17 protein-coding genes and 1 pseudogene are annotated in these 26,047 nt (G+C 37.5%); 5 read left to right on the top strand and 13 right to left on the bottom strand.

What is annotated here, in order from left to right:
- Together AC1DOS_RS02605 and AC1DOS_RS02600 are read right to left on the bottom strand one after the other, a co-directional pair.
- Nucleotides 1-7,912 (bottom strand): InlB B-repeat-containing protein (locus AC1DOS_RS02605; protein ID WP_477536288.1); only part of this gene is annotated, 7,912 nt, incomplete at its 3' end.
- A 39-nt stretch (nucleotides 7,913-7,951) separates the two neighbouring features.
- Nucleotides 7,952-8,782: pseudogene (locus AC1DOS_RS02600) on the bottom strand (PA domain-containing protein); the annotation flags it as partial.
- Nucleotides 8,783-9,684: 902 nt separating this feature from the next.
- On the opposite strand from AC1DOS_RS02600, the gene AC1DOS_RS02595 reads away from it, so the two are divergent.
- On the top strand, nucleotides 9,685-10,845 hold the full coding sequence (locus tag AC1DOS_RS02595; RefSeq protein WP_477536287.1) for a CapA family protein: 1,161 nt from the start codon (nucleotides 9,685-9,687) through the stop codon (nucleotides 10,843-10,845).
- Between the two features lie 14 nt (nucleotides 10,846-10,859).
- On the opposite strand, the gene AC1DOS_RS02590 is transcribed toward AC1DOS_RS02595, so the two are convergent.
- Both AC1DOS_RS02590 and ku read right to left on the bottom strand, forming a co-directional pair.
- Nucleotides 10,860-11,153, bottom strand: coding sequence for a hypothetical protein (locus AC1DOS_RS02590; RefSeq protein WP_108587696.1), 294 nt, complete (start codon nucleotides 11,151-11,153; stop codon nucleotides 10,860-10,862).
- 129 nt (nucleotides 11,154-11,282) lie between these two features.
- Nucleotides 11,283-12,110, bottom strand: coding sequence for a non-homologous end joining protein Ku (gene ku / locus AC1DOS_RS02585; RefSeq protein WP_477536286.1), 828 nt, complete (start codon nucleotides 12,108-12,110; stop codon nucleotides 11,283-11,285).
- Nucleotides 12,111-12,222: 112 nt separating this feature from the next.
- On the opposite strand from ku, the gene AC1DOS_RS02580 reads away from it, so the two are divergent.
- Nucleotides 12,223-14,055: a DNA ligase D gene (locus tag AC1DOS_RS02580; protein ID WP_477536291.1), complete on the top strand. Its 1,833-nt coding sequence runs from the start codon at nucleotides 12,223-12,225 to the stop codon at nucleotides 14,053-14,055.
- 87 nt (nucleotides 14,056-14,142) lie between these two features.
- Nucleotides 14,143-14,370, top strand: coding sequence for a hypothetical protein (locus AC1DOS_RS02575; RefSeq protein WP_477536285.1), 228 nt, complete (start codon nucleotides 14,143-14,145; stop codon nucleotides 14,368-14,370).
- A 48-nt stretch (nucleotides 14,371-14,418) separates the two neighbouring features.
- Here AC1DOS_RS02575 and AC1DOS_RS02570 read toward each other — a convergent pair whose 3' ends face one another.
- Together AC1DOS_RS02570 and AC1DOS_RS02565 are read right to left on the bottom strand one after the other, a co-directional pair.
- Complete coding sequence (locus tag AC1DOS_RS02570; RefSeq protein WP_477536284.1) at nucleotides 14,419-15,228, bottom strand: cytochrome c oxidase assembly protein; 810 nt, start codon at nucleotides 15,226-15,228, stop codon at nucleotides 14,419-14,421.
- Nucleotides 15,218-15,736, bottom strand: a complete 519-nt coding sequence (locus tag AC1DOS_RS02565; RefSeq protein ID WP_108587700.1) for a DUF2243 domain-containing protein — start codon at nucleotides 15,734-15,736, stop codon at nucleotides 15,218-15,220. The genes AC1DOS_RS02570 and AC1DOS_RS02565 overlap by 11 nt, the downstream gene beginning before the upstream one ends.
- 185 nt (nucleotides 15,737-15,921) lie before the next feature.
- On the opposite strand from AC1DOS_RS02565, the gene AC1DOS_RS02560 reads away from it, so the two are divergent.
- Nucleotides 15,922-17,499 (top strand): glutathione ABC transporter substrate-binding protein, encoded by a 1,578-nt coding sequence (locus AC1DOS_RS02560; protein WP_477536283.1) that lies wholly within the window; start codon nucleotides 15,922-15,924, stop codon nucleotides 17,497-17,499.
- Nucleotides 17,500-17,538: 39 nt separating this feature from the next.
- Here the strand turns inward: AC1DOS_RS02560 and AC1DOS_RS02555 are convergent, their stop codons facing one another.
- From AC1DOS_RS02555 to AC1DOS_RS02525, 7 genes are all read right to left on the bottom strand, one after another.
- Nucleotides 17,539-18,846 carry a sodium:solute symporter family transporter gene (locus tag AC1DOS_RS02555; RefSeq protein ID WP_477536282.1) on the bottom strand — a complete coding sequence of 436 codons (1,308 nt, stop codon included), beginning with the start codon at nucleotides 18,844-18,846 and terminating at the stop codon, nucleotides 17,539-17,541.
- A gap of 1 nt (nucleotide 18,847) precedes the next feature.
- On the bottom strand, nucleotides 18,848-19,549 hold the full coding sequence (locus tag AC1DOS_RS02550; RefSeq protein ID WP_477536281.1) for a response regulator transcription factor: 702 nt from the start codon (nucleotides 19,547-19,549) through the stop codon (nucleotides 18,848-18,850).
- A 21-nt stretch (nucleotides 19,550-19,570) separates the two neighbouring features.
- Nucleotides 19,571-20,323 (bottom strand): sensor histidine kinase, encoded by a 753-nt coding sequence (locus AC1DOS_RS02545; protein ID WP_108587704.1) that lies wholly within the window; start codon nucleotides 20,321-20,323, stop codon nucleotides 19,571-19,573.
- Nucleotides 20,324-20,405: 82 nt separating this feature from the next.
- On the bottom strand, nucleotides 20,406-21,404 hold the full coding sequence (locus AC1DOS_RS02540) for an ABC transporter ATP-binding protein (RefSeq protein ID WP_477536280.1): 999 nt from the start codon (nucleotides 21,402-21,404) through the stop codon (nucleotides 20,406-20,408).
- Complete coding sequence (locus AC1DOS_RS02535; protein WP_477536279.1) at nucleotides 21,401-22,414, bottom strand: ABC transporter ATP-binding protein; 1,014 nt, start codon at nucleotides 22,412-22,414, stop codon at nucleotides 21,401-21,403. Before AC1DOS_RS02535 ends, AC1DOS_RS02540 begins: the two co-directional genes overlap by 4 nt.
- A gap of 12 nt (nucleotides 22,415-22,426) precedes the next feature.
- Nucleotides 22,427-23,347, bottom strand: coding sequence for a nickel ABC transporter permease (gene nikB, locus AC1DOS_RS02530; RefSeq protein ID WP_477536278.1), 921 nt, complete (start codon nucleotides 23,345-23,347; stop codon nucleotides 22,427-22,429).
- A gap of 14 nt (nucleotides 23,348-23,361) precedes the next feature.
- Nucleotides 23,362-24,225, bottom strand: a complete 864-nt coding sequence (locus AC1DOS_RS02525) for an ABC transporter permease (RefSeq protein WP_477536290.1) — start codon at nucleotides 24,223-24,225, stop codon at nucleotides 23,362-23,364.
- Nucleotides 24,226-24,460: 235 nt separating this feature from the next.
- Here AC1DOS_RS02525 and AC1DOS_RS02520 point away from each other — a divergent pair, with 235 nt between their 5' ends.
- Entirely contained in the window at nucleotides 24,461-26,035 is a 1,575-nt protein-coding gene (locus AC1DOS_RS02520) for a glutathione ABC transporter substrate-binding protein (protein WP_477536277.1), read from the top strand.
- Nucleotides 26,036-26,047: the final 12 nt, after the last annotated feature.

The following is a 26,047-nucleotide window of genomic DNA, read 5'->3' as shown; positions in this document are numbered from 1 at the left end:
ACTCTGTACCTGCTTTTAGTTGTTTAATCTTGATACTAAATTTCCCATTAGAATCAGCTTTTCCTGTTGCAATAACAACACTACCGATTTTTACAGTGATCGTTGCATTTGCTACAGTCGTTCCTGAAAGCTTTGTATCATTGTCATCGATTGGATTAATAACTGGTCTATTTAGTAACCATTTTGCGTAAAGCGTTACATTACCTGTCACTTTATCTGTTGCAAAATTCCATGCTACTTGACCTGCAGCATCTTTATACCAACCAGCAAATGTATAACCTTTTCTTGTAGGTGCATTTGTTGGTTGTGCAATTGTCGTGTTATATTTTGCTGTTTTAGAGTCTACTGCACTTCCACCCTGACTATGGAATGATACTTCATACGAGTTGATATTCCATTTCGCATAAAGAACTGTGTTTTCTGTTACTTTATCTGTTGCAAAATTCCAAGCAGTTTGCCCTGCAGCATCCTTGAACCAACCGACGAATGTATAACCAGGTCTTGTTGGTGCTGTAGGCGCTGTGATTGTTGTATTATATTCTGCTGTCTTAGTCTGTACTAAGCCACCATCTTGACTATCATAAATAACAGTGAATTTAGTAGGTGACCATTTTCCATAAATTGTTTTTGCAGAATATATCGAGCTTGTGAAATCCCAAGGAATTGTACGTGCTTCATCTGCGAACCAAGCTAAATCATAACCATAAACAGTCGGTTCTGTTATTCTACGTGCTACAATTTGGTCTTTTACTTCAAATGGAGCATTATCTTTCACTTCGAAATGCACATTATATCCATTCACTACTTTTTGGGTTACGGTTACATCTGCATAATCAGTTGCGCTAATATTGATAGTGAATTCTCCAGTTTTTGTGAAGACACTCTTATCCAATGTAATCGTATGTGCAGCCATATCTACTTTGAATTTCGTTCCATCTACAGTAACTGCACCAACCTTAATTCTCGAAATAGAATTTGCCCACTCAGAATCAATGAATTCAAGTGTAATATCGTTTCCAAGAGCGTTATCTGTAGTATCTGTTAGTACAAGAGAACCTACTAAAGCATATTTAGCATAAAGCGTAATTGGTTTTGTCACAATGCTTGCAAAATCATATGGTATTGTTAAATTTTGATCTGTATACCAACCGTAGAACTTATAGCCGACTTTTGTTGGATCGATCGGCTTCGTTGCACTTCGATCTACGATTTGAGACGGTACAGGATCTCCGCTATTTGATTCAAATGTTACTTTATATCCTATAACCTGATCCGTAACGATTGCATCCGCATAACCTTCAGAAACAATCATCACATTGACCTTTTGTCCTGCTGTAAATAAGTCATGGTTTAGCGTAATGGAGCTATTTGTAATCGTATAATCCTTATCTAAAACTAATTCTTTTGAACCAATCTTCACTTGTTTGATATTATTTTTCCATGTTCCATCATCCGTAAATGTTAAAGTAATATCACTATCTACAATGTTTCCAACTGTATCTTTCAAAACGGTTGGAGGAGTTTTAATCCAACCTAAATAGTAAGTTGCATTATCTGTTAATCTACCATTTTTCGAAAAATCAACAATCTTATCAATTGAGTTTTCACGGTCCAGATAGAGTTTATCGCTTAGCGATAAAAGTCCATTTGTTACATGAGAACCAGCTGTTTGCATATTAGGTGAAGTAGCTTTTCCATTAATTAATACATCAGCCAAGTATAAATCATTTGAATTCTTTAACGTTCCGCCGTTTAAGTCAATATGACGTCTATAACCCAGTTTAATATCCGGAATCTCAATCGTTTCACCAGTTGTTGCTGTGACTTTTAGCTTGTAACCATTAATTTGGCCATTCGATATACTTGGTGCTTCACTAAAAGCAAACTTTTCATTTGGATGTCCAGTGGCATAGCTTTCAGTCGCTGTCGTATATGAAAGCGTTCCAATTCTATCGTTAGTTGACATTTCATATGTGCTTGGATCTAACGTATAAGTTGTAGGCTTATCTTCCGTTGTTCCATCACTCTTGATTTTATAATAAGTTGCATCGATTTTAGCAATTTTATCCTTACTTGTTAACCAAGGAATGGTAGTTGCATAATCTGGAATGTTGATTTTAAGATCTCCTTCACCAAGCACCCAACCAGTTCCGCTAGCTCCACTTGTACTGTCGAACTTGATACCATTAGGTTTCGTTACATCAACAGGTGAATAGCTTTGTGTAAAGTTCATTTGCCATTTAGCATAGACCGTCTTGTCTTCTGTTAAGAGAGTTGAAGGATCCCATTGTGTAATTCCTCCTGGTTCGTTATACCAACCAAGGAATTTATATCCCGTTCTTTGTGGTGCAATGTTTTTAAAGTCTATTAAAACACTATTTGGACCATTAGATCTACTTGAACTTGCTCTAAAACCCACGGCCATTGAATTGATTGTCGAGCCGCCTTGGCTGTTAAACGTAATGCTGTACCCAATCGGTTGTTGACCTGTGTAAACTGGGTCATAACCTGCAAAGACATCTGGATAAACAGTGCCATCTGTACCATTAGAACCAATGGTGATTTTGTAAAGCTGCGGCAGGTAGCTCGTTCCACCAGGGTTGACCGTCGCATTACCATATGAAGTATCATTATTCGGATCAAGTGTTGAATTCGTCATAAATGTTTTTGCGTTGAACGTAATTTTTCCAGGCTGACTAATATCGTAATATTTTTGATTCGTATCTGGATTCATTAAAGTCGTGATATCCATACTTTTATTATTGTTTGTCGTCACGATCACTTTATTGATTCCATTTCGCCAGTTCGCATCTTCCGGGAAGGTTAATGTTAAATCCTGCCCGATATGAGCTACGGTTGGGTCTGTGATAATTGGAATCGCAGGCGCCGGAATTGGGACAGTTGAAATAGTAAAAGATTTGATTACATCTTGGTATCCTGCAGCATTCACGGTTACAGTGTAATTCGTTGCCGTAGGGAATAAAGAACCAGGGAACGTAATCTTCGATTGCATCGTCTGTGATGTGCCAGTTGCATCAAAGTACTGATAACCCGGCGTGATCGTCACTTTATCTGTGACATCGGTTGAACCAATCATGATTTTCGTAATTGCTTTTCTCCATACAACATCATCAACGAACACTTCGCTTGTTGGAGCAAGTGAAATCGTAGCCCCATTCTGCAAGTCCTCTAACTTCGGTGTTGATGCGATTGCTTGGGCTGGAGCTACAAAATTCAGCTTTTGCATGACTTGTTGTAGTGTGTCTCCCGCATTTAACGTGATGGATCCGCCATATTGAGTCGTAATGGTCATATCTTGATCCACCGTCTTTTGGGCGGTTGGAACCGTTACCCCTGCATCAATCGCATTTTGATTTTGTTTACCAAAGTTTTTGAACATGAAATAGAAGTCATTATAATCAATTCCATAACCGGTAGATCCTGGTTTTATCCAATAAATATCAGCATTTCTGTTGCTGTTAAGGAATGCTGTTTTGTTGGCTAACGTATTGGCCGGATTATTAAAATTACTCAAATTCTTATATTGATAATAAACATTGATTTCATCCGTCAAATCTTTCATATCGATTACGTTATCCCCATTGACATCTCCACCTAAAAGAATCGGGAAAAGACCTGGGATATCTTTTATTGTTCCTGATTGATATCCAAATTTATTTTCACCAATGACTGGTGTTTGCCCATATCCCTTGAAGTGACCTGGTACATTCGCTTCGACAGAATATGGTGAATTACTTACATCCATCGTCACGGCATAATACGGGTTGATAAAAGTATACGCAATTGTATTATTAAAACTTGTAGGGCTATCTGTTGTAAATGTTTTACCCTTATCATCTTTAACAGTTACCTTCGCTCCTGAATCCACTGTGAATTGAGGATAGTTATTGTTAACAGTGTTTCTTGCGTAAGCTTCAGCTGCCACACGACCTCTAAGCACGGATATTGACTGTCGCACATTAGGTACATTTGTTGGGAACCACGTCACTTTCGTATCCTCACCTGACAAGTTTAAACTTGCTTGTAATAGTGGAAATTCTTTTGGTCCAACAATCGKGTCGGGGCTATTATAAGTAACATCTGCTTCTAAAATATTCATATCATGGTCAAGCGCACCATTTGCCCCAATACCAGATATCGTAACATCTGTGTTTTTACCTATTTGATAAATTGGATGTACATACGGCTCACCTACAGTTAGTACTTTAGTAGGGTCAATTCCTTTGCTGATTAGATAATTTTTATATTCATCTGTCAATCTAATATTGCTAAAAGCGTAAACACGCGCATCATTTAGAGTAATTTTACCGCCTGACATTCCTAATCCATTTTTCGTTGCGATTGTCGCTTTGAACGGTTTATTCGCATCGATTACAACCTTTTCTTCGTTGCCTTGACCTCCATCAACACCTCCAGAAGATGTAAGTGTTAAATATGGGGTACCTTTTTTGATAAAATAATATTCCTGTTTAGTTATATCTGAATCACCTGTCCCAGAATAATCAACTGGATAAATCATAAATGCGCTTCCGAATTTTGAAGTTAAGTCCTCAGGAGTAATTCCAAAATGGAAACGACCTTTCTCATCTGTATCAAAGAATACAGTTGGGAACATACTATCTTGAAAGCCAATAACCGTGTTCATTGCTTGATCTACAGGCACAGGTGTCCTGCCATCTTTAATACTTATCACCGAAGTTTCACCATTATTTTTCATAACATCGATGTTAGAATCGTAGACTGATCCATAGAATCCTTTAATCTCTTGTCCAGGTTGGTAGCCTTTAGGGTCGATTTCATAGATCCCTGGCTTTGAATCGCTGTCCATGTTGATGGTTGGCGGCGTACTGTCTACATAGACTGTATCTTCTGCTGTGTAACGTCTTCCAGCTTCATCAGTCATAATCATTTCAACGGAATATGCGCCCTCTTTTATCACTTCCGGCTTTTCTGCTATTCCGGATTGATCCAATGAGCCCTCATATGGCTTTGTAAATGGAAGATATTGTCCATTGAAAAGCGTAATATATGGTCCGTATTGGACACCTGGGGAAAGCCAACTTGCATTAGATAATGTGTTAGCTACGCCTAAGTAATTTCCATTCTTATCTTTTAATACCATATAGAAGTTTTCCATTGTACTATTAATGGAGAAGCTATAGCCAGCTGCTCCACCTGGCATTGACATTGCCTTATAAAGAATTTTAAAAGTATCAATTCCTTTTTCCGCAACGGTAATAGTGAATGGAATACGATATGACTCCGATGAGTTCGTCGCATTTACCAGGTAAATATAACCCTCGTAAGTGCCCTCAATTGCGTTTGACGGAACCGTAATTTTTGCTGTTGCTTTAACGGTACTTCCACCGTCAACATTAATGGATGTCACGCTTGAACCACCGGTAGAAAAATCGATTTTCACATCATTTCCAGTGCCAGGACCTACTTTATTGGATCCAGCAAATTTTGTAGAAATAAATTGAGTACTTACATTAAATGTTTTACTGCTAGCTCCTTGGTTGGTTACGTTAAAGTCTTTTGATGAAATTACATCATCAGAGCCGTTCAATGCGCCTTCTCCTCTACCATTAAAACCAAAGAACATACTGCCTGTAAGGTTATCAACTTGACTTAGTGTAGAATCTGAATCAACGGTATATGCTTTATCCAAAACTTGGATTTTTACATCCTCTTTTATCGCACGTGCAGGATCAACACGTCCAGCACCGACTTGGTATACGCTATAAGTCTTTGAATCTGTGTTAATATCCTTTGCTGTATTCATTAATGCCGACTTGACATCTGCCGGAGTATATTCTGGATTTGCAGCTAAAATCAATGCTGAAATACCTGCAACGTGAGGCGTTGCCATTGAAGTCCCGGACATTAATTCATAAGCATACTTATAATCTCTATTTTCTACACTAACTCCGTCTTGTGGCTCCCAAACGTCATATGGAACGGTGGACGAAATGTCAACACCAGGCGCTACAACATCTGGCTTGATTGACCAATCTTTTACCGGCCCCGTTGAGCTAAAGTTTGCCAACTCGTCGCCTTTCTTTGCGATCGGCGCATCAAGTGTATCTGGGAACGTAATCGTTGCTGATTTAGGATCCTTGTAAATGGCATCAGAAAGAGCTTGTCCCTGCGCTTGAGTCAATGAAACAGAATAAACATTATCCATGCTAACGCCTAAGAAGCTTGTTATATAACCTTGGTTATCTGCATCGGCACTATTGTTCCAAATAATCATACCTGCAACGCCGGCTTTTTTAGCATTTGCCATTTTAGTCTGTAAAAAATCTCCACCACGTTTCACAAGAGCAATTTTACCAGACATATCTAAACCATTGTAATCTGCCGCACTACCTAAGCCGACATCAACAATTGGGAATGATTGTCCTTTAAATGCATCGTCTGCTTGTGCGAAGGTTTTACCAAACAAACGAGCTTGATGGGAAGCTGAACCATTCTTAAGTGTCATCACTGGAATGTCTCCCGGAATCGTACTTGCACCAACCGTTATCGCCAGTGGAGAAGTTCCTGGTGAGCCTACAGTAGCTGCACCTGGACCACTATTACCTGCTGCAACATCACACACAACACCAGCTAAAGTAGCGTTGTTAATAGCGATACTGGTTGGGTAAAGTGGATTATTAATCGTTGCACCAAGCGAAAGATTGATGACATCCATATCATCCTTAACTGCTTGATCAATACCGTTCAATACGGAGTCTGTTGTGCCACGTCCACCTGGTCCTAGTACACGATAACCATAAAGGTCCACGTCTGGCGCTACACCATTTGCTGAATAAACGTCGTTATTATTTGTCGTATTTGCAGCTATAGTCCCTGAAACGTGAGATCCATGAGATGTAATATACTGTTTATAATCTGCAGGAGGTGGTCCAACAACTGGATCAGGATTCGCCTTAGCAGCTACCCAATCTTCATAATTCGTTTCCATTGGATCATGGTCATCCACATAAATGACATTTCCATTTGCATCGAATCCTGCATTGTTGACTAAGTCATGTCCACCTTTATATACAGCCTTTAAATCAGGGTGGTTGTAGTCAATACCTGTATCCAATACACCAACCTTAACTTTTTGGCCTGCACGAGGACCTGATTTAATAATACCTGTATGACCCTCAGCTTGAAGTTTATCTAATCCTAATAAAGAAAGCCCTGTTGTAGGCTTGCCTACAGATTCACTTGTCTCTAAAGCTTTTGGAGTAGATCCTTCAGGCACCGTATATTCTACTTGAGACCAAACAGAAGCAACTTCTGGATTTTTGGCAATATTTTCAACTATTTTTGCAGGTAGTGATAAAGCTACTCCATTAAATGCTTCTGAATATTCTCGCGTAATACTCATAGCCGTTTTAACAGATTTCCCGCCAATTATTTGCGTTTTAGGCTGCGTATTCACAAAGCTTTTAAATTTAGCATGAGAATCTTTAACCCTTTTTTGTGCGTCGGAATATTCGCTTGCAAAAGCTTTACTATTTACAGTTGCGCGACCTTTAGCCAACGATTGCTTAATGATTTGTATCTTAGCTGGGTCTTCTTTAAATTGAACAATCACGTTAATATTTTTTGAACTACGTAAATCTTTTTGGTCCACATGGATTTTTTGAGCGTTATCTGCTCCAGTGAGCTTATTAATGTTTGCTTTTTGCTCAGGAGTAAGCCCGTCAAGAATACGGTTTACTTCTTTTGCATTATAGGTTTCACTGGATAAAATTTGCTGATTTGGTTTAGTTTCAGCATGTACATGTGTTAAAGCCTGAGGTAATGCAATGTTTAATAGCATTAAGCTTAACGCAAAGCACGAAAATACTTTCTTCGCTTGTCTCTTACTAAACTTTTTTCTGTACTTCATATTTCTCCTCCTAAAATAATGAAATCATTTGATAACACTGAAACCTGTAGCTTTTCCTGTTTTTTACTGTCCTTAACAAGCACATCGATGGTTTCATTGGGCTATTCATCTTCAAGATTACATGGATAGTTCTATCTAAACATTGCCAAAAAGGTCTAGTTGGTTTCGCATAGGCAATTCCCTTTTCTGTCACCATGACAGCGAATGGAATTTGATAGGTTTCTGCCGGATTGTTCGCATTGGTCACATGGATATATCCTTCATATCTGCCTTCCTCGGCGCTGGAAGGAATCGTGATTTTCTGTTCCAGTTCCTGCGAAGTAGGCAGGTATTTGCCCGTCAACATTGTTGTACACAATCACTGCTTTAGCACCAGCGTTTTTGGCATTTTTAATTTTTTCATCAAAGGTAATTTCCCCGCGCTGAATCAACGCAAGTTTTCCGTTGAAAACATTCCCAGTAAAATCAGCTGCTTTACCAAGTCCTGCAAAGACAATTGGTAAAGTTTGTCCTTGCAAAATCTTCTAATCTATCAGAAAAATCTTTGCCTAGGAGCTGCATATTTTCAAACCTTTAATGGAAACGCTTCCAATTTTCCGCGCTGAATCAACGCAATTTTTCCGTTGAAATCTTTCCCAGCAAAATCAACTGCTTCACCAAGTCCTGCAAGATAATTGGTAAAGTTTGTCCTTGCAAATCTTCTAATCTATCAGAAAAATCTTTGCCTAGGAGCTGCATATTTTCAAACCTTTCAATGGAAGCGCTTCCATTGAATGTAGGAATCGACATGGAAACATCACTTGCCCCTACTGAAATGCCGAGAGCCGCTGTTCCCGGAGAACCGAGCGTTTTTTCGTTCGGTCCGGAGTTGCGCTGGCGCCTGTTCGAATTCCACGATCACTTTGACTAATTCCGGAGAAATCGTAAAGTTTGGATTGGTATCCAATTGCTCTAACGCCTTTCTTTGTTCCGAAGACAGGCTCTTTAGGATTTCTTCAGCATGATCAACTGGATTCAGCTCAAACGGGCTTTGCGCCAAAACGTTATATGGAGCACCTTGAGATAATAACATACCAACAGCTAACGTTCCTGTAAGAATCTAACTGATTTTTTTCCTCTACATACCGTATCCCCTTGTCTAATATAATTGTTTTTTCTCTCCTAATCTATTGTTTTACAAACAAGTCATTTAAAAAAGAATTCCTACGATTCCATCCACATCATCCCACATTTCTACTTTTTAGAAAATTAAACATAAGAAGTAACTTTGTAGCAATTGGTTCTACACCTACATAAAACAAAAGCACTATTCCGATCATGTGGACTAATAAGGTACAGGACAGTTTGTTTTAACATTTTTATATCGATGCAGCACTTGAAACAGCTGATATTGCTTTAATGGCCGATGACTTAGAGAAGCTACCCTATACAGTAATAGCGCCCCTACTATAATAATCGCTGTTCCAATTAAGAAAAGCATCTTTGTCTTCTTTTTGATTTTCCGGTTTATGTTTTGTCTGTGAAGTCACTAAATCCATACGTATTTCAGTACGTTATCGAATTTTTGTTGAAGAATTTGAACCGGAATAAGTTTTGAAATTAAGAAGCGCTTTTTATTTGCTTGTTACTTGCTGCAACCTTTTAACTGTAGCAAAAGAAAATGTTGGAGGACCTCTTGTTACATACGTTTTAGAGACGGTATATTTGTAGAGACTGCATACACTTGAAACACCCTTTTTACCTGATTGCAAAAGAATTGTTGGAGGATCGACATGAAAAAACTCGTCATTTTATTTACACTTTCGCTACTACTTGGTAGTTGTTCTAATTTACCGGCGAACGAAATCCCCATTAAACCAGCGCCTGTTGTGAACGCAATGGAACCTGATAATCCCAAAGAAAAAACAATCCCAATTGACGTGTCTTTAGAAAAACCAATTGTAACTAGTGTAAAACTGGTAGCCATAGGCGATATTCTTATTCACCAACCTGTCTATTGGGACGCTGCGACTCCTCAAGGCGGATATAATTTCTCTTCAATGTTTACGAAAGTGAAGCCCTTTTTAGAAGAAGCTGATATTGCCGTCGCAAACCAAGAAACGATGATTGGGGGCGCAGAACTTGGCCTCTCCGGGTATCCGTTGTTTAACAGTCCTTACGAAATTGGTGATGCTTTGAAAGAAGCTGGGATTGACCTTGTCACGCTTGCCAATAACCACACTTTAGATCGAGGTGAAAAAGGTATCAGAAACGCCCTTGCTTATTGGGATCGCATCGGGATGACTTATACAGGCGCATTCAAATCAAATGCAGATCGGGAGAATATTCGAACGGTTATTAAAGATGGAATTGGCTTTTCATTTTTATCCTATAGTTATGGAACAAATGGGTTACCCGTGCCAGAGGATAAAGAGTATTTAATCAACTTGATTGACTTGTCATTGATTAAACAAGATGTTGAAAAAGCTAAAGCCCTCTCAGATGTTGTGGTGGTTTCCATGCATTGGGGAAATGAATACGAAAAAGAACCAAACCAAATGCAACTTGATTTAGCAAAAGAACTTTCAAATATGGGTGTCGATATCATCATTGGACACCATCCACATGTCTTACAGCCGATGGATTGGATTGAACGTGTTGATGGTTCGAGAACATTCGTTATGTATAGTTTAGGGAATTTTTTATCTGCACAAGATGGACTAGAAAGAATGACTGGGGGTATTGGCGGAATAGAAATCACTAAAACAACGTCCTATGGAAAATCCGTGATTTCGTTAAGTAATCCAAGTTTCATTCCTACTTATGCGTACAATAAAAACAAAAGAAATTTCAGTATTATTCCGATGGTTCAATTAAATGATTCTTATTTGTCTAATTATCTAAGCTACTATGAGAGCACACAAGATCATATGATGACCTTAATAAAAGAATAAGTGATTGTTTAATTTCATTTTAAAGATCGAAATGTATCGATAAAATTCTGTGGATTGCTGTGAATATTAAAAGGAAATACACCTTGATTGGTGTGGAGATATAAAATCCCAGCATCTGATGATGAGAAGGGTTTGTAGGACACATCCATCACTTGATGAAGAGTGAACACTGCTCGTGCAGTTTTAACGACTTCATGTGTAATGGTCAATTCATGGTGCGTAGCAATTTTTTGCATTTGATAATAGAAATCGATGGTTCGCTCCACTTCGGTGTAAATGATTGTTACTCGTTGTGTTTCTTTGGTCATCACGCATTCCCTCCTCTTCCCTCTAATGGTACAGGAGTTATCCAGTAGATTCAAAAAATACAGTGAACCTCCTCGGAAAGTGAGGAGGTTTTTTGTTTGGGTAAGGATTCTTTTTTATGCACATTCTATTTAGGAAGTCTTTGCTTTTGCTGCGCGCTTTCGTGGTACTGCCTTTTTCTTTTTCGTTTTATCAAGTGAAGCTTGGAGAGCTGACATTAAATCTGTCACATTCGAAGGAGCAGTAGGTTGTTTTTCGGTCGCAGTAACTGTCTGATTGCCGGTCTTTTTCTCTTCAATTAATTCCATTAATGCTGTTCGATAGTCATCCGTATATTTCTCGGGTTCAAACGTAGTTGTTAATTGGTCAACGAGCATTAAAGCAGTCTCTAACTCTTTTTGAACAACGGCTGGTTCACTTGGGATATTCGGTACATCCTTAGCACTGCGAACCTCATCTGGAAAATGAATCGTTTCCATAACAAGCAATTCTTCAAAAACGCGAACAACTGCCAACTGTTCTTTCGAACGAATCATAATTTTAGCCACGCCAATTTTACCAGATTCCATCAATGCTTTTCGCAAAAGGGAATACGCTTTTCCTCCACCACTATCAGGTGCCATAAAATAACTGCGTTCAAAGTAGATGGGATCAATCTCCTCCAATTTCACAAAGTCGATGATTTCAACTGCCTTATCTTCGTTTTCTTTTTTCAACTTTTCTAGTTCTTCGTCATCCAACACTACGAACTTATTTTTCGAGTATTCATATGCTTTTACGATATCTTCACTCTGAACTTCTTTTTTGCATCCTGAACAAACCTTTTGATAATTAATAGGTGTGTTACATTCTTTGTGTAATTGTCGTAACTTGATATCTTTATTTTCAGTCGCTGTATGAAGTTTTACAGGAATATTTACGAGTCCGAAGCTTATGCTTCCCTTCCATACTGTATGCATTTGCTTACACCTACTCTTTCTTTTACTTACTATGCAATGTTTTGATCATTTTTATGTATTAGGAATGCGAATTAATCAAAAGCTACAACAAAAAGCGAGAGTAGGTAAACAATTGAAACCGATGCTTTTAACAGTGGCAACAGATATCCCTTTAGGCAAAAACTGGCTGTATGAAGCAAAGTATGATGGTTTTCGTTGCCTATTGGAGTGGGATGATAATGGGGCAATACTGAAGAGTAGGAATGGCAATGACCTTAGTGAGCAGTTTCCTGAAATTATTGGTTTTTGCCTGGAACTTCATGATCGAGTTCGTTCATTTTTACCCATAATTCTTGATGGAGAACTTGTTTATTTAATCAATAATGTTCAAAGTAATTTTTCAATCGTCCAACTAAGAGGACGTATGAGAACGCCAAGCGTTATTAAGAACCATGTTAAAGAATTCCCATGCCATTTTGTTGCATTTGATTTATTGACAGCCAAAGGAGAAAGTTACAGCGATCTTTCTTTAACAAAACGTAAGCAAAAACTAAAAAAGATATTTCAAACAATGACTCTTCCTATTTCAATTGACTATGAAGACAATCGTAAACTTCAAGCAATTGATGTTTATCACAATAGCGAAGAAATATGGAATAAGGTCACGGTAAATAACGGGGAAGGCCTCATTGCTAAACAAAAAACAAGTCTCTGGCAAAGTGATAAAAGAACCCCTCATTGGCTAAAAATTAAAAACTGGCGATATGTAACTGTTGTCCTCACGAAATATGATAAAAGTAATGGCTTTTTCCATGGTGCCATTTACGTCCATGATGATCTCGTTGAAGTGGTGACTTTTCGTCACGGTCTTAAAGAGGATGAACTACAAACACTCGTCACCGTATTCCAATCAAATGGTTTGAAGACTGGCGAAAACATATGGGCGTTAGAACCCTCCATTTGTGTCGAGATTGCTTGTATTGATTTCGACGGAAAACACTTAAGAGAACCTCGGTTCCATGCCTTTAACTTTGAAAAGGAACCAACCGATTGTCACTGGCAACACATGCAAAGGCAACTCTTTCCTGTCCCAGAAGCCATACAGATTACACATCCTGATAAGCCCATCTGGCCGGCAAGCTCTATTCAAAAAGACGATTATTTGCTTTATTTGCAGCATAGCTCTCCGTATATGCTCCCATTTTTACGAGACCGACTTCTAACGGTTATTCGTTTTCCACACGGAATGCTCGGTGAAAGTTTTTATCAAAAAAACGCGCCTGACTCAGTTCCTAATTTTGTAACCACTCAACAAGACGATGATATACGGTACATTATGTGTAATGATGTTGAAACCTTATTATGGCTCGGAAACCAACTTGCGCTTGAGTTCCATATTCCTTTTCAAACCATCCATACTCTTATGCCTACTGAAATCGTTTTTGACCTTGACCCTCCTTCAGTTCATGAGTTTTCTTTAGCGATTGAAGCAGCTTTGCGCATGAAAGCTATTTTCGATCAGTTTGGTCTTCAATCTTTTGTGAAAACTTCAGGTGGTAAAGGCATACAAGTTTATATTCCTTTACCAGTGAACGAATTTTCTTACGTAGACACTCGTGTATTCACGAAGTTTGTCTGTGAATTTTTATGCGAGCAAGAGCCTCAATGGTTTACTACAGAGCGATTGAAAAAGAACCGTCATAATAAATTGTATTTGGATTATGTACAACATCATGAAGGCAAAACAATCGTGGCACCATATTCTCCGAGAGGAAATGAAAAAGGCCTCATTGCGACTCCCCTCAATTGGGTTGAGGTCAATGAATCACTTAAACCTGATTTATTTTCAATTCCCGCAGTTTTAGAACGAATGAAAAACCAAGGCAATCCATTTCGTGATTTCCGATTAAAGATAGAAGAACAGAAATTCCGTGATGTTCTAAATCAACTGCAAAATCTCGATTAATCAAATAGAGTTTCTCGCGTCAACTGTCGTGAATAGTGAAAAAACACAAGGACATACTAAACATGCTAAGGAAAGGATGAAAATTCCATGGAGAAAAAGGTTTTCACTGAAGAAGATCGTGAACTATCAACTGGGGCTTTTTGGAAAAATCCAGACGGAGTTAAAACAGACAAATTAAGCTTATTCGATATGCACGAGGATATGAAATTCGTCGATGTCCTTATGGTTGATGAGTTAAATAAACAAGTAATCAATGATCCCGCACGGAAAGTAACCAAAGACCCTTCTGCCAATGAAGAAATTCATCCAAACTAACATCTTTTATCTACGAATTAAAAAACACCCACTCAAGTGTGTAATTTCTTACACATGAGTGGGTGTTTTAATTATGAACACTTTGCCACGAGGTCGCGCATTTTTATACCATTGAAAACAGAAAATAAAGATGACCAAAAGCTCGATCGCATCTCCGCCATAGTACATGATTAGTCCACCTATTTCAGACTGGGCTGATGAAATTCCACTTGGTGGATGTGCATAAATATACTTAGATAAAATACTGTGAGCAGCAAAAGCACCGACTAGTACCATTGAACGGTATGTAAAGCTTAACCGGTGTGGAGTCGGTTCCAAATAGATTATGGACATGGTGAAAAGATATCCAGCTACGAACACATGAATGTGAACGAGTATATGAATGATGATGTTCTGTTGCATCAAGACGTACAAGTCCGTGGTATAAAGTAGCCAAAGACCCCCTACGTTTAGGCTTGCTGCACAAAGTGGATTCGTAATTATTTGTACTGGCAAACTCTTCAATATACGTGTTAGACGTCTCGCAGAACGCACAGGGATTGTTCTCAAGATAAGCGTCATTGGTGTAGCTAGAACCATAAGAAGAGGTGCCAACATGCCAAGAAGCACATGACCTACCATATGCGCAGCGAAATCCTCATGCGCACGCTCCGCTAGTGGTCCGATGATGGCCATTGACGCACAGAGAATACCCACCATCCACAAAACACTTCGTACTTTTGACCATTGTTTCTTAAGTTGCCGATTAGATACAACAACAGCAGCTAAATAAAGAACTACGGCTAACAAAAAAGGTATAGCCATTATGAGTTGTAAGTTCACTTCACTTCCGGCGACATGACTGTGACTATTCCCCATTAAATTTGGCATCTCCTGGTTGGAATGAATGCAGTTTTACTCTACCAATCAGCAAAACGCCTGCTAAAATCATTGCCAACGCCGTAAGATTCCAAATCATGTCGTAAGGACGAATCTCCACACCGTAGCGAATTTGGTGCAATCCCATCCACTTATGCTGAATGGTCCCGTCGTACAACTGGAATGCCCCTCCCCCAAGAAACACACCTGCTAACCACCTTTTGAACCAATAAGCTTCCTTGCGGTGTAAGTCTGCTAATAAAAACGAAGAAGCAATGGTTGCAAACCAACTAAAAGCATGGAACAAACCATCTGAAACCAGCCCAATGTCTGTCGTTGATTTGTCGTAGAAATGGTGCCAATGTAACAGCTGATGAAACACAACTTCATCGATAAAACCGACTAGGCCTAGTCCGAATAGAATACCAGTCCATAGATTACGGGTCGCATACGTATAGCGATTGGTGAATTTTGAAGGATTAGATGAATGATTTATCTCAGCAGTCATAATATTCTCCTTTGATTGCACATCTACTGGATTACAAATCGTATTTTCCCTATGTTCACCTTTTGCTAGAAATTATATACGTTTACATGACAGGATTAATGCGGAACTTTTCTATACCATCAACCTAGTAATAAAATTGTAAAAAGAACTTAATATTCCGAAAAAATAGTTTACCAAAAAAGAATATGCTTATTTTAGAAAATAGGAGGAGTGATAACTTGAGAAAAATTCATCTAGTCATAATTATCGGTGTTATCTTTCTACTTCAAGCATGTTCTACTGGAGAATCTTCACAAGTAGACAATGAATCCGGTAAAGAGAGCAAAGTATTAATAGTAGCGAGGAAATCAGATGTTACTAATCTAGATCCTCATTTTATTGTCGATGTATCGACGGCTAATGTATTATACGAAAAGGTCTATGAAACTCTAGTGATTCCAAATGATAATATGGAACCCCAACCTCATTTAGCTACAGAATGGGAACAACTAGATGAAACAACTTGGGCATTCACATTACGAGATGATGTTGAGTTTCATGATGGGACTAATTTTAATGCGGACGCAGTAAAGAAAACATTTGATCGCCTACTCAATCCAGAGACTGCTTCTCCTCAAGCTAGTAAGCTTGGAATGATTAAAGAAGTCGAAGTAGTAGATGACCGACATGTCATCTTCCATTTATCAACACCCTATGCACCTCTATTGTCTATACTGGCTAGTAATGAAGGTAGTATCTTAAACCCAGAAATTTTAGAGAAAGATCCAGAGTCATTAAAGAAATCTGCAAACGGGACAGGACCTTTTGTCTTCGAGGAATGGAAATCTGGTCAAGTCGTGAAACTTTCAAAAAACAAAAAATACTGGGGAAAAGAACCTAAAGTTGATGGAGTTGAATTTAGAATAATTCCAGAAGATACAACGCGTCTAGGCATGGTTGAAAGAGGAGAAGTCCATATAATGGACCAAGTTCCCCTCAATGAAATAGAAAGAGTTGAAGCTTCAGATTCACTAAAGTTATATCGAAATGAAGGTTTAGGTGTTGAGTTTATAGGATTTAACGTACAGAAAACACCTGTTAATAACGTGGCGTTAAGAAAAGCAATTAGCTATGCCATTGATCAGGAAGCAATATTATCAGGAGTGTTTAACAACGTAGGTTTACTGAGTAATTCAACCATGAGTCCCAAAGTGTTTGGTTATTCTGATCAACTTACTGGACCATCGTACGATTTGAATAAGGCCAAACAATTCTTAAAAGAATCTGGTGTGTCAGAAGGTACACGATTAACCTTATTAACAGCAGATCGAGCTGAAAGAATTAGCTTATCTGAGGTTGTACAATCTCAGTTGAAAGCGATAGGTCTCGAGGTAGATATTAAAGTACTTGAATATGGAGCTTATATAGAGGCCAACTCAAATCAAGAAGGTCACCTCTTTATTGGTAGTTGGGGAAATGCTACTGGAGATGGAGATTATAACCAATACAATTTATTTCACTCGAGCTCACAAGGATCTTCAGGTAATTATCAATACTATTCAAATCCTATAGTGGATAAATTATTAGATCAAGCACGTCAAGAGAGTGACCCAGACAAACGCAATGAAATTTATGCAGAAACACAACAAATTGAATTAGATGATGCAGCATATGTTCCAATCAGAAGTTACGAAAACTTAGTTGTTTATCATCCCTCAGTAAAAGGAATTAAGTTAAACCCTATTGCTTACTTAATGTTAGGCGATGTAGAACTAACAGAATAAATAAGAGTCAAACTTAAAAGATTTCCTTTTAAGTTTGACTTAATTTTTTCGTTCGTATAATTCTATTCTTGCAAATAACATAAATACGATAGAGAAAAGCAATGAGATAATAAAACTTACCCATATTGATTGGAGAGATGTTAAATCAGGAAATAACGTTAAACTAAGTATCCATCCGAATAGGATCGAATATGGTAACATTCTAGAAATTGTACGCTTTGAAAAAATAAGAAATAACATTACAGGAATTACCGCTGCATATAGATGTCCATAGAAGAATAGGAAATCTAGTAAACTAAATTGTATAAAATGAGTAATAATTAATAAGATAAGAAGTAAAATTCCAGAGAAAACGTATGATTCCTGTCTCATTTGTTTATCCGTCATTCGAGGTTTAAACGGAAGGCGAATGTGTTTGATAAAGTGAACAGTCGTTGCATGAAGCTCTGCATGTACTGTCGTGGATAAAGTACCAAAACAAAATAAAAAGAATATGATGGACAGAAAAAGCGGTTCTATTTTTGTCATTAATTGGAATAGTAGCGAATAAGTTTCACTAAATGTCCCTTCAAAAATGACAATCAACAACATGGCAGAAAGTGCGATTGGAATGGTACTCCATACAAATGCGGTTGACCAAAAAGTAAGTCGCAATTTTTTTTGTTCAATCATATAAAGCCTTTGCCAGGTAGATCGATCTGTGAGCACCTGACCGAAACCAACTAACATAAACGTTAGGATAAAATAGTAAGCTTCTTGATTTTTTATAAACAATAAATATGGATGGTATAAGCGGATTCCATCATAAACTGTAAACGCGCCTTCTTGAATAAAAAAATACATAGGAATAAAAATAATTGCAGCAAAGATAAAAAAAACAGAAATCCCTTCGAATCGTCGTATCCACTTCATACCACCTACTCCTGCAATTAAGAAGCAGTACAGGAAAAAGAAAAAAATAGAAATCGTAAAAGGAATATTAAATAATAAATCAAATAATACCGCTGCTCCTATGGCTTGCATAAATAAGGAGTCTAAACCCAGAAAAAGAATAATGATTGTCATAATCCAATAGCCATCTTTTTTAAGACGATGTTTAAATAAATCCCCTATCGTTTCAAAATTCGGAAATCTTATTCTTATTTTATTGGCCACAATACCAAACAAAAATATCGACAAAGCCCCGGCTAAGGAATAACCAATACCCCCTAATAGACCGTATTTCACAAGAGACTCGGGTGACGATAGAATAGCATTCCCAGTTATCCAACGGGCCAATAAACTCATCATTCCAGTTGAAACCCCAAATACAATTGATCCAGTAATATAATGCCTATATGTTTTCATACTACTGATTTTCCGTTCTTTTAGGATTTATACGAAATTCTGAAGGTGTCACTCCGAATTGCTTTTTAAACATGGCGCTAAAGTAATGTTGACTATTAAAACCAGCCTTTTCTGCAATAACGGCCATACTCATATCTCGTTGGTTTATTAGCAGTTTTTTTGCCATTTCTAACCGATATGCATTTAAATAATCCGCAAAACCAATCCCAATTTCTTCATAAAACTTTCGACTTAAATAGTTTGCATTTAAATGAATTCTATTTGCAACGAAACTAAGGCTTAACTTTTCGTGATATTCTTCTCGAATAATGCTTAGAACTTCTTGCATGGAATCATTTTTCGAACTCCACTTTTGATATTTTTCGAGGAGACCTAAAAGTTCGCTTTCTACGATGGGCTTTGTTAAATAATCATTTACACCTATTCTTAACGAAGCCTTTGCGTATTCAAACGATTGAAAGGCAGTTACCATGATAATATCTAGTTCATAGTTCTTTTTTAATTCTTTTGCTAGCTCTAATCCATTTTTACCTGGCATCTGAATATCTAAAAAAGCCAGCGAAATTTTAACCTTTCCAGCTAACTGAAGTGCTATTGAAGCATCTTGTGCTTTGTAGAATGTCCAGTTTGGAAACTGGGCCTTCATGAGATATTCTAATTGGTCTAATTCCAAAACTTCATCGTCTACAAGAAGAATGTTCATTTTTGCTCCCCCACTCTTCAATTACTTCGTAAATGGAAATTTCACTTCTACTAATGTTTCATTCTCAATATGTATCATTTTTAATGATGTTACTTGGTCAGCAAATATCAGTTCCAATCGTTTCTGTATGTTTCTCATACCATAGCCCTCATCTTGTAAAGCATATTCTTTTTTTTCATTTATAGGTTCAATGAGATGTGTATTCCAAACTTCAATGTACATAAACCCGTCCGTTTGGAAAACATTAATTTTCAACATCGATGGGCCAATATTTTTCTCGATACCGTGCTTAAAAGCATTTTCCACAATCGTTTGTATGACAAACGGAGGTATCAAAGCTTGCTCACAGTTTTCTTCCACCTTTTTCATTACAGTAAGTCGATCTCTGAATCGTAAACGTTGGATTTCCAAATAATTTTCCACATAAGATAATTCATCTTCTATCTTAATAAGCATTGCATGTGAAATATATTTAAATTTAAAAAATTTAGCCATAACTTCCAAACCTTTAATCAGTTCTTCTTTGCGGTCTAAACGTGCCAAACTTAGCATTGTATTAAGTGTATTGAAAAAGAAGTGTGGTTGAATTTGTTGATTTAACTGATCATAATTTGCATGTTGCAATTCTTTTTCTAAGACAAGCTTCGAAGCTTCTTTTTGTAGATTATCAATTTGTCTCTCAAAAATCATAACAAATGAAAGTGTAAAAGCTCCCACTAAAGGAGCTAATACACAAATTAAGACGTATAATGAAAAAGTTTCTAAAGGCATCATTATATATACGTCCTTCCTTATATAAAATGTAATCTATCTCATTTTAATCATACCAATTAGTGAATAAAAATTCTATTGGGCATTAAGAGGATAATTCTTCAGCATAATGGCAAGCAACTGAATGACTACTCTCTAATTCTCTTAATTTCGGTTCTTCTTTTCTGCAAAGGTCGGTGGCAAAAGGACAACGTGTATTGAATCTGCAGCCTACAGGTGGATTCAGTGGTGATGGGACATCTCCTTTTAAAATAATACGGTCTTCCCTCTTTGTTTGATCAGTTACAGGAATAGCTGAAAGTAATGCTTTTGTATACGGATGCAATGGATTATTGAATAGTGAAGATTTATCAGCAATTTCAACAATCTTTCCTAAATACATAACCATAACTCGATCTGATATATGTCGAACTACACTTAAATCGTGAGAGATAAATAAAAACGTAAGATTTAAATCTTTTTGGAGCTTTTTGAGCAAGTTCAAGATTTGTGCGCGAATGGATACATCTAGTGCAGAGACAGCTTCATCACATATTATAATTTCAGGATTAACCGCTAGCGCTCTAGCTATTCCAATTCTTTGTCGTTGTCCACCTGAAAATTCATGGGGGTACCTTTCAAGATACTCAGGTCGTAAACCAACATGGTTCATCAATTCTAACATCCGCGCTTCTCTCTCATTAGGAGGTAGTACCTTTTGAATAGCCATTGCTTCATATAACATTTGACGAATCGTTCTTCTTGGATTTAGTGAAGCATAAGGATCCTGGAATATTACTTGAATATCTCCTCTTACTTTTCGAAGTTCTTTTTTGCTCATTTTCGTAAGAGACTCATCTTTAAATAAAACGTCTCCACCTGTGGGTTCATCTAAACGTAAAATTGATCTTCCGGTTGTAGACTTCCCACATCCTGATTCACCGACAATACTTAACGTCTCTCCAGGAAAAAGTTCAAAACTAATTCCATCTACAGCTTTGACCACTTGTTTTGCTTGAAAAACCACTTCTCTTTTTAGTGTGAAATGCTGCTCTAACTCTGTCACTTTTAGTAAGGGTTTTTTATCTATCAGAAGGCTATTCATGTTGTCACCAACTCTTTTGTTAAACTAACTTTCCATTCATTCGTATACTGCCAACATCTTACTTTACTTTCTTCATCATACTGGATTAAGTCTGGTTGTTTTTCACTACAAACACTTCTCGCAAATGGACATCTTTCAGCAAAACGACACCCTTCTGGATAATCATATGGACTTGGTACGGTCCCTTCAATAATTTGAAGTTCATCTTGGTCTTCATACAATTTCGGAAGAGACCCTATTAACCCTTGGGTATAAGGATGAAGAGGATTTTTAAATAACTCAGCAGTGTTTTGGTGCTCGACAATTTGCCCAGCATACATGACCGCAACTTGATCGCACATTTCTGCTACTACACCTAAATCATGTGTAATAAAAATAATTCCCATTCCAATTTTCCGTTGGAGGTCCTTCATTATTTCCAGTATTTGCGCTTGAATTGTAACATCTAGTGCCGTTGTGGGTTCATCCGCTATTAGAACTTCCGGTGTGCATGCTAATGCCATGGCAATCATGACTCGCTGCCTCATACCACCACTTAGTTGAAATGGTTCTTGTTTCGCTCTTTTCTCTGGCGAAGGGATTCCTACTAATCCAATCATTTCTACTGATTTAGCCCAAGCAGCCTTTTTAGATAAACCTTGATGTAATCGCAATGCCTCTGCAATTTGTTCTCCTACGGGAATAACTGGATTCAAACTGGTCATCGGTTCCTGAAATATCATTGAAATTCGATTTCCCCTAATTTTTCGCAATTCCGCATTAGACATGGTAACTAAATCCCTGCCATTCAATAAAACTTCACCGTCTACAATTTTTCCTGGTGGAGATGGGATTAGTCTTAATATAGATAAAGATGTCATTGATTTACCACATCCTGATTCCCCGACAATTCCAAGAGTTTCTCCTTTTCTTAATACAAAATCGACTCCGTCAACAGCTTTTGCTATTCCTTTACTCGAAATAAAGTGTGTTTTTAAGTTCTTCACCTCTAAGACAACATCATTACTCATGGCTTATACCTCCTAGTTTAAATCGATTCGTTTATTGAAAACTCTGTACAAAGTATCAACTAGTAGATTCACGAAGACAAAAACTAGAGAGGCTACCAAAACGCCACCTTGTACCATTGGAATGTCTCTCGTTCGAATTGAATCAACAATCATTCTCCCTAGTCCATTAATAGCAAATACGGATTCTACTAATACAGTTCCTCCAAGTAAGCTCCCAAACTGTAGACCTACAACCGTAATGACGGGGATTAATGCATTTCTTAGAGCATGTTTGTAAATAATTACGTGTTCTTTAAGTCCCTTTGCCCGTGCTGTACGAATATAGTCTTGCCCAACAACTTCTAACATACTTGATCGAGTCATACGTGCAACAATAGCTGCTCCTCCTGCCCCAAGTGTAATAGCAGGTAAAACGATATGAGCCATGCTATCCCACCCTGCAACAGGGAGCCACTGCAACTTAATAGAGAATATATACATAAGTAATAAACCTAACCAGAAACTTGGAAGAGATATACCTAACAGCGCTACGAGCATAACTCCGATATCAGAGAATGAATACGGTTTCACTGCTGAGATAATACCAGCTATCAACCCTAGAACTACCGTAATAAGAATACTGAAAAAAGCCAGTTCCATGGTTATGGGTAAACGAATCATAATCTCTTCCAATACAGGCTGATTATTTTTTAATGAATGACCTAAATCACCTTGAAAAATATTTCCAATATACGAAAAATACTGTTCATGGAGTGGTTTATTTAATCCTAAGTCTTCTCTCAATTCCTCAACTGTTTCTTTAGATGCCCCTTCTCCAGCTAAAATAACAGCTGAATCTCCTGGAACCATTTGCATAATGAGAAATACCACTAAGGTAACACCCAAGATGACCGGAACAATTTGCATTAAACGCTTTAATATAAAAAAGATCATGAGTATTCCTCCTTTTATTTTTTCATTCTTGGATCTAAAGCATCACGCAAACCGTCCCCAAACAAGTTAAAACCTAATACTAATATTGAAATCATGATACCAGGGAAAATCGCCATATAAGGTGCGCTAAATATAAAGTCACGTCCACTAGATAACATTGCTCCCCATTCAGGCGATGGGGGCTGCGCACCTAAACCTAAAAAGGATAATCCTGCTGCTGATAGAATGGCTGTCGCCAGTCTCATAGAACCTTGTACAATAATGGGCGACAATATATTAGGGAAAATATGACGAAATATAATAATGAAATCATTAGCTCCTAATGTTCTAATTGCATCAATATATTCTAATTGCTTAACTTCCATCGTTGACCCTCGTACAATTCTTGCAAATAAAGGAATAGAGAATACCCCTACAGCAATTGTTACATTTATTAAACTAGGACCCAGTGCACTAATAATTGCTAATGCTAATAGAATTCCAGGGAATGCTAGCATGACATCTAAACTTCTGCTAATGATTGTGTCCACCCATTTACCGTAATATCCCGCGATTAAACCAAGAAGAATTCCAAAAAATGCTCCGAAAAATACAGAAGAAAAACCAACGCCCAACGATAAGCGTGAGCCGTAAAGAATTCGACTAAGAATGTCGCGTCCTTTGTCGTCTGTACCCATCCAATGTGCAAACGATGGAGATTGTAATTTCTCTTGCAAATTAATGGTATAAGGATCATAAGGAGCTAGTACAGGAGCTAATAATGTCATTGATATGTATAGAAGTATGATGATACCGCCTACAACAGCTGCCTTGTTTTGACCGATACTTGTATAGAAAGATTTTCGTTTCTCTCTACGAACTTGCCTTCTTGCTAGCATCAAATCTGCTGTTTCTACTATAGATGTGTTAACAGTCATTTATTAATCCTCCTCGTTTTATCCTTTTCGTTTATAAGGTAATTTCAAGATAGATAAAAAGAGAAGGAATGTAAATACAAATAGAGAGAGTAGTCAAAAAATTTAAAAAACAAGTCAATATCGTGTAAATATGTTCTTTTTCTTTTCTTTATAATTCAATTTAGAAGTACAAATAAATTGTTGGAGGGAAAAGTTAATGAAGAAGGTTCGATGGATTCAATTTATTTCATTACTATCAATATTGATGCTTCTGATGCAAGCGTGTTCTACTGGTTCATCAGAAGAAAAAGACAACAAGGACGACAATAACTCAGCTAGTAATTCTGAAAATGGCGGGATTCTAAAAATTGTTCGTCTATCAGATGCAACTGGTCTTGATCCTCATTTCATAACGGATATTCCTTCAGCTAATATCGTTCATGGCAAAGTGTATGAAACGCTCGTTTCTTTTGACAAAGATATGAAGATTACACCACGTCTAGCAAAGGAATGGGAACAAACAGACGAGTTAACATGGGAATTCACTTTACAAGAGGGCATCGTATTCCATGATGGAACACCTTTTAATGCAGAAGCTGTAAAAATAACGCTCGAAAGATTGTTAGATCCTGCAACCGGGTCACCACAAAAAGATAAACTAGGTATGATTTCAGAAGTAATCGCTAAAGACGATACACATTTGACGATTAAATTGTCCGAGCCTTATGCTCCATTGCTTTCCATACTAGCTAGTAATGAAGGTAGTATTATTAGTCCAAAATCAATTAAAGAAACACCTGATGAATTAGCTACGCATCCAGTAGGAACAGGACCTTTCATTTTTGATTCTTGGAAATCCGGACAACAAATTACTTTAAATAAAAACGAAGAATATTGGGGCGAAAAAGTTAAAATTGATAGCGTTGAATTTAAAGTTATTCCTGAAGATGCTACGCGCCTTGCAATGATTGAAAGCGGTGAAGCACACATTTCTGATCAGGTTCCTGTAACAGAAATTGATAGAATCGAAAATTCGGATACTCTAAACCTTTTCAGAACGGACGGATTGGCTGTTGAATATGTAGGCTTCAACACCACAAAAGCACCTTTTGACAATGTTCTAGTGCGTCAAGCAGTTAGTTATGCAATCGAAAGAGAAGCTATTATTAAAGGTGTTTACAACGACATTGGAACACTGGCAAATGTAGCGATGAGCCCAAAAGTTTTTGGTTACAGCAAAGATGTGAAAGCCTATCCATATGATGTCAATAAAGCTAAAGCATTACTGAAAGAAGCTGGATTAGAAAACGGTATTAAAATCAAACTGTTAACGAGCGACCGAAAAGAACGCATTAATATGGCTGAAGTTATTCAATCCCAGCTAAAAGGTGTGGGTGTTGATGTAGAAATTCAAGTTATGGAATATGGTTCATATATCGAACAAGTAGATAGTGGAGAGCATCAAATGTTTATAGGTGGTTGGGGTAATGCTACAGGTGATGGCGACTACAATCAGTATAATTTGTTCCACTCTAATTCTATTGGTTCTCCCGGAAACCATTTCTATTACCAAAACCCTGCTGTCGACAAACTAATTGAACAAGGCCGAGTTGAAACTGATGCCAATAAACGATTAGAAATTTACGAACAATCGATGCAAATCGAAATGGATGATGCCGTTTATGTTCCAATAAGAAACTATGAACATTTAGCAGTTTACAATAATAATGTTGAAAACTTTTCGTTAGACGCGTCAAATTACCTGATTTTGAATGAAGTAACAGTAAAATAATTAGGATAAGAG

Source organism: Paenisporosarcina sp. P5_A11 (genome assembly GCF_056400705.1).
This window is presented reverse-complemented; position numbering and strand designations above follow the sequence as displayed.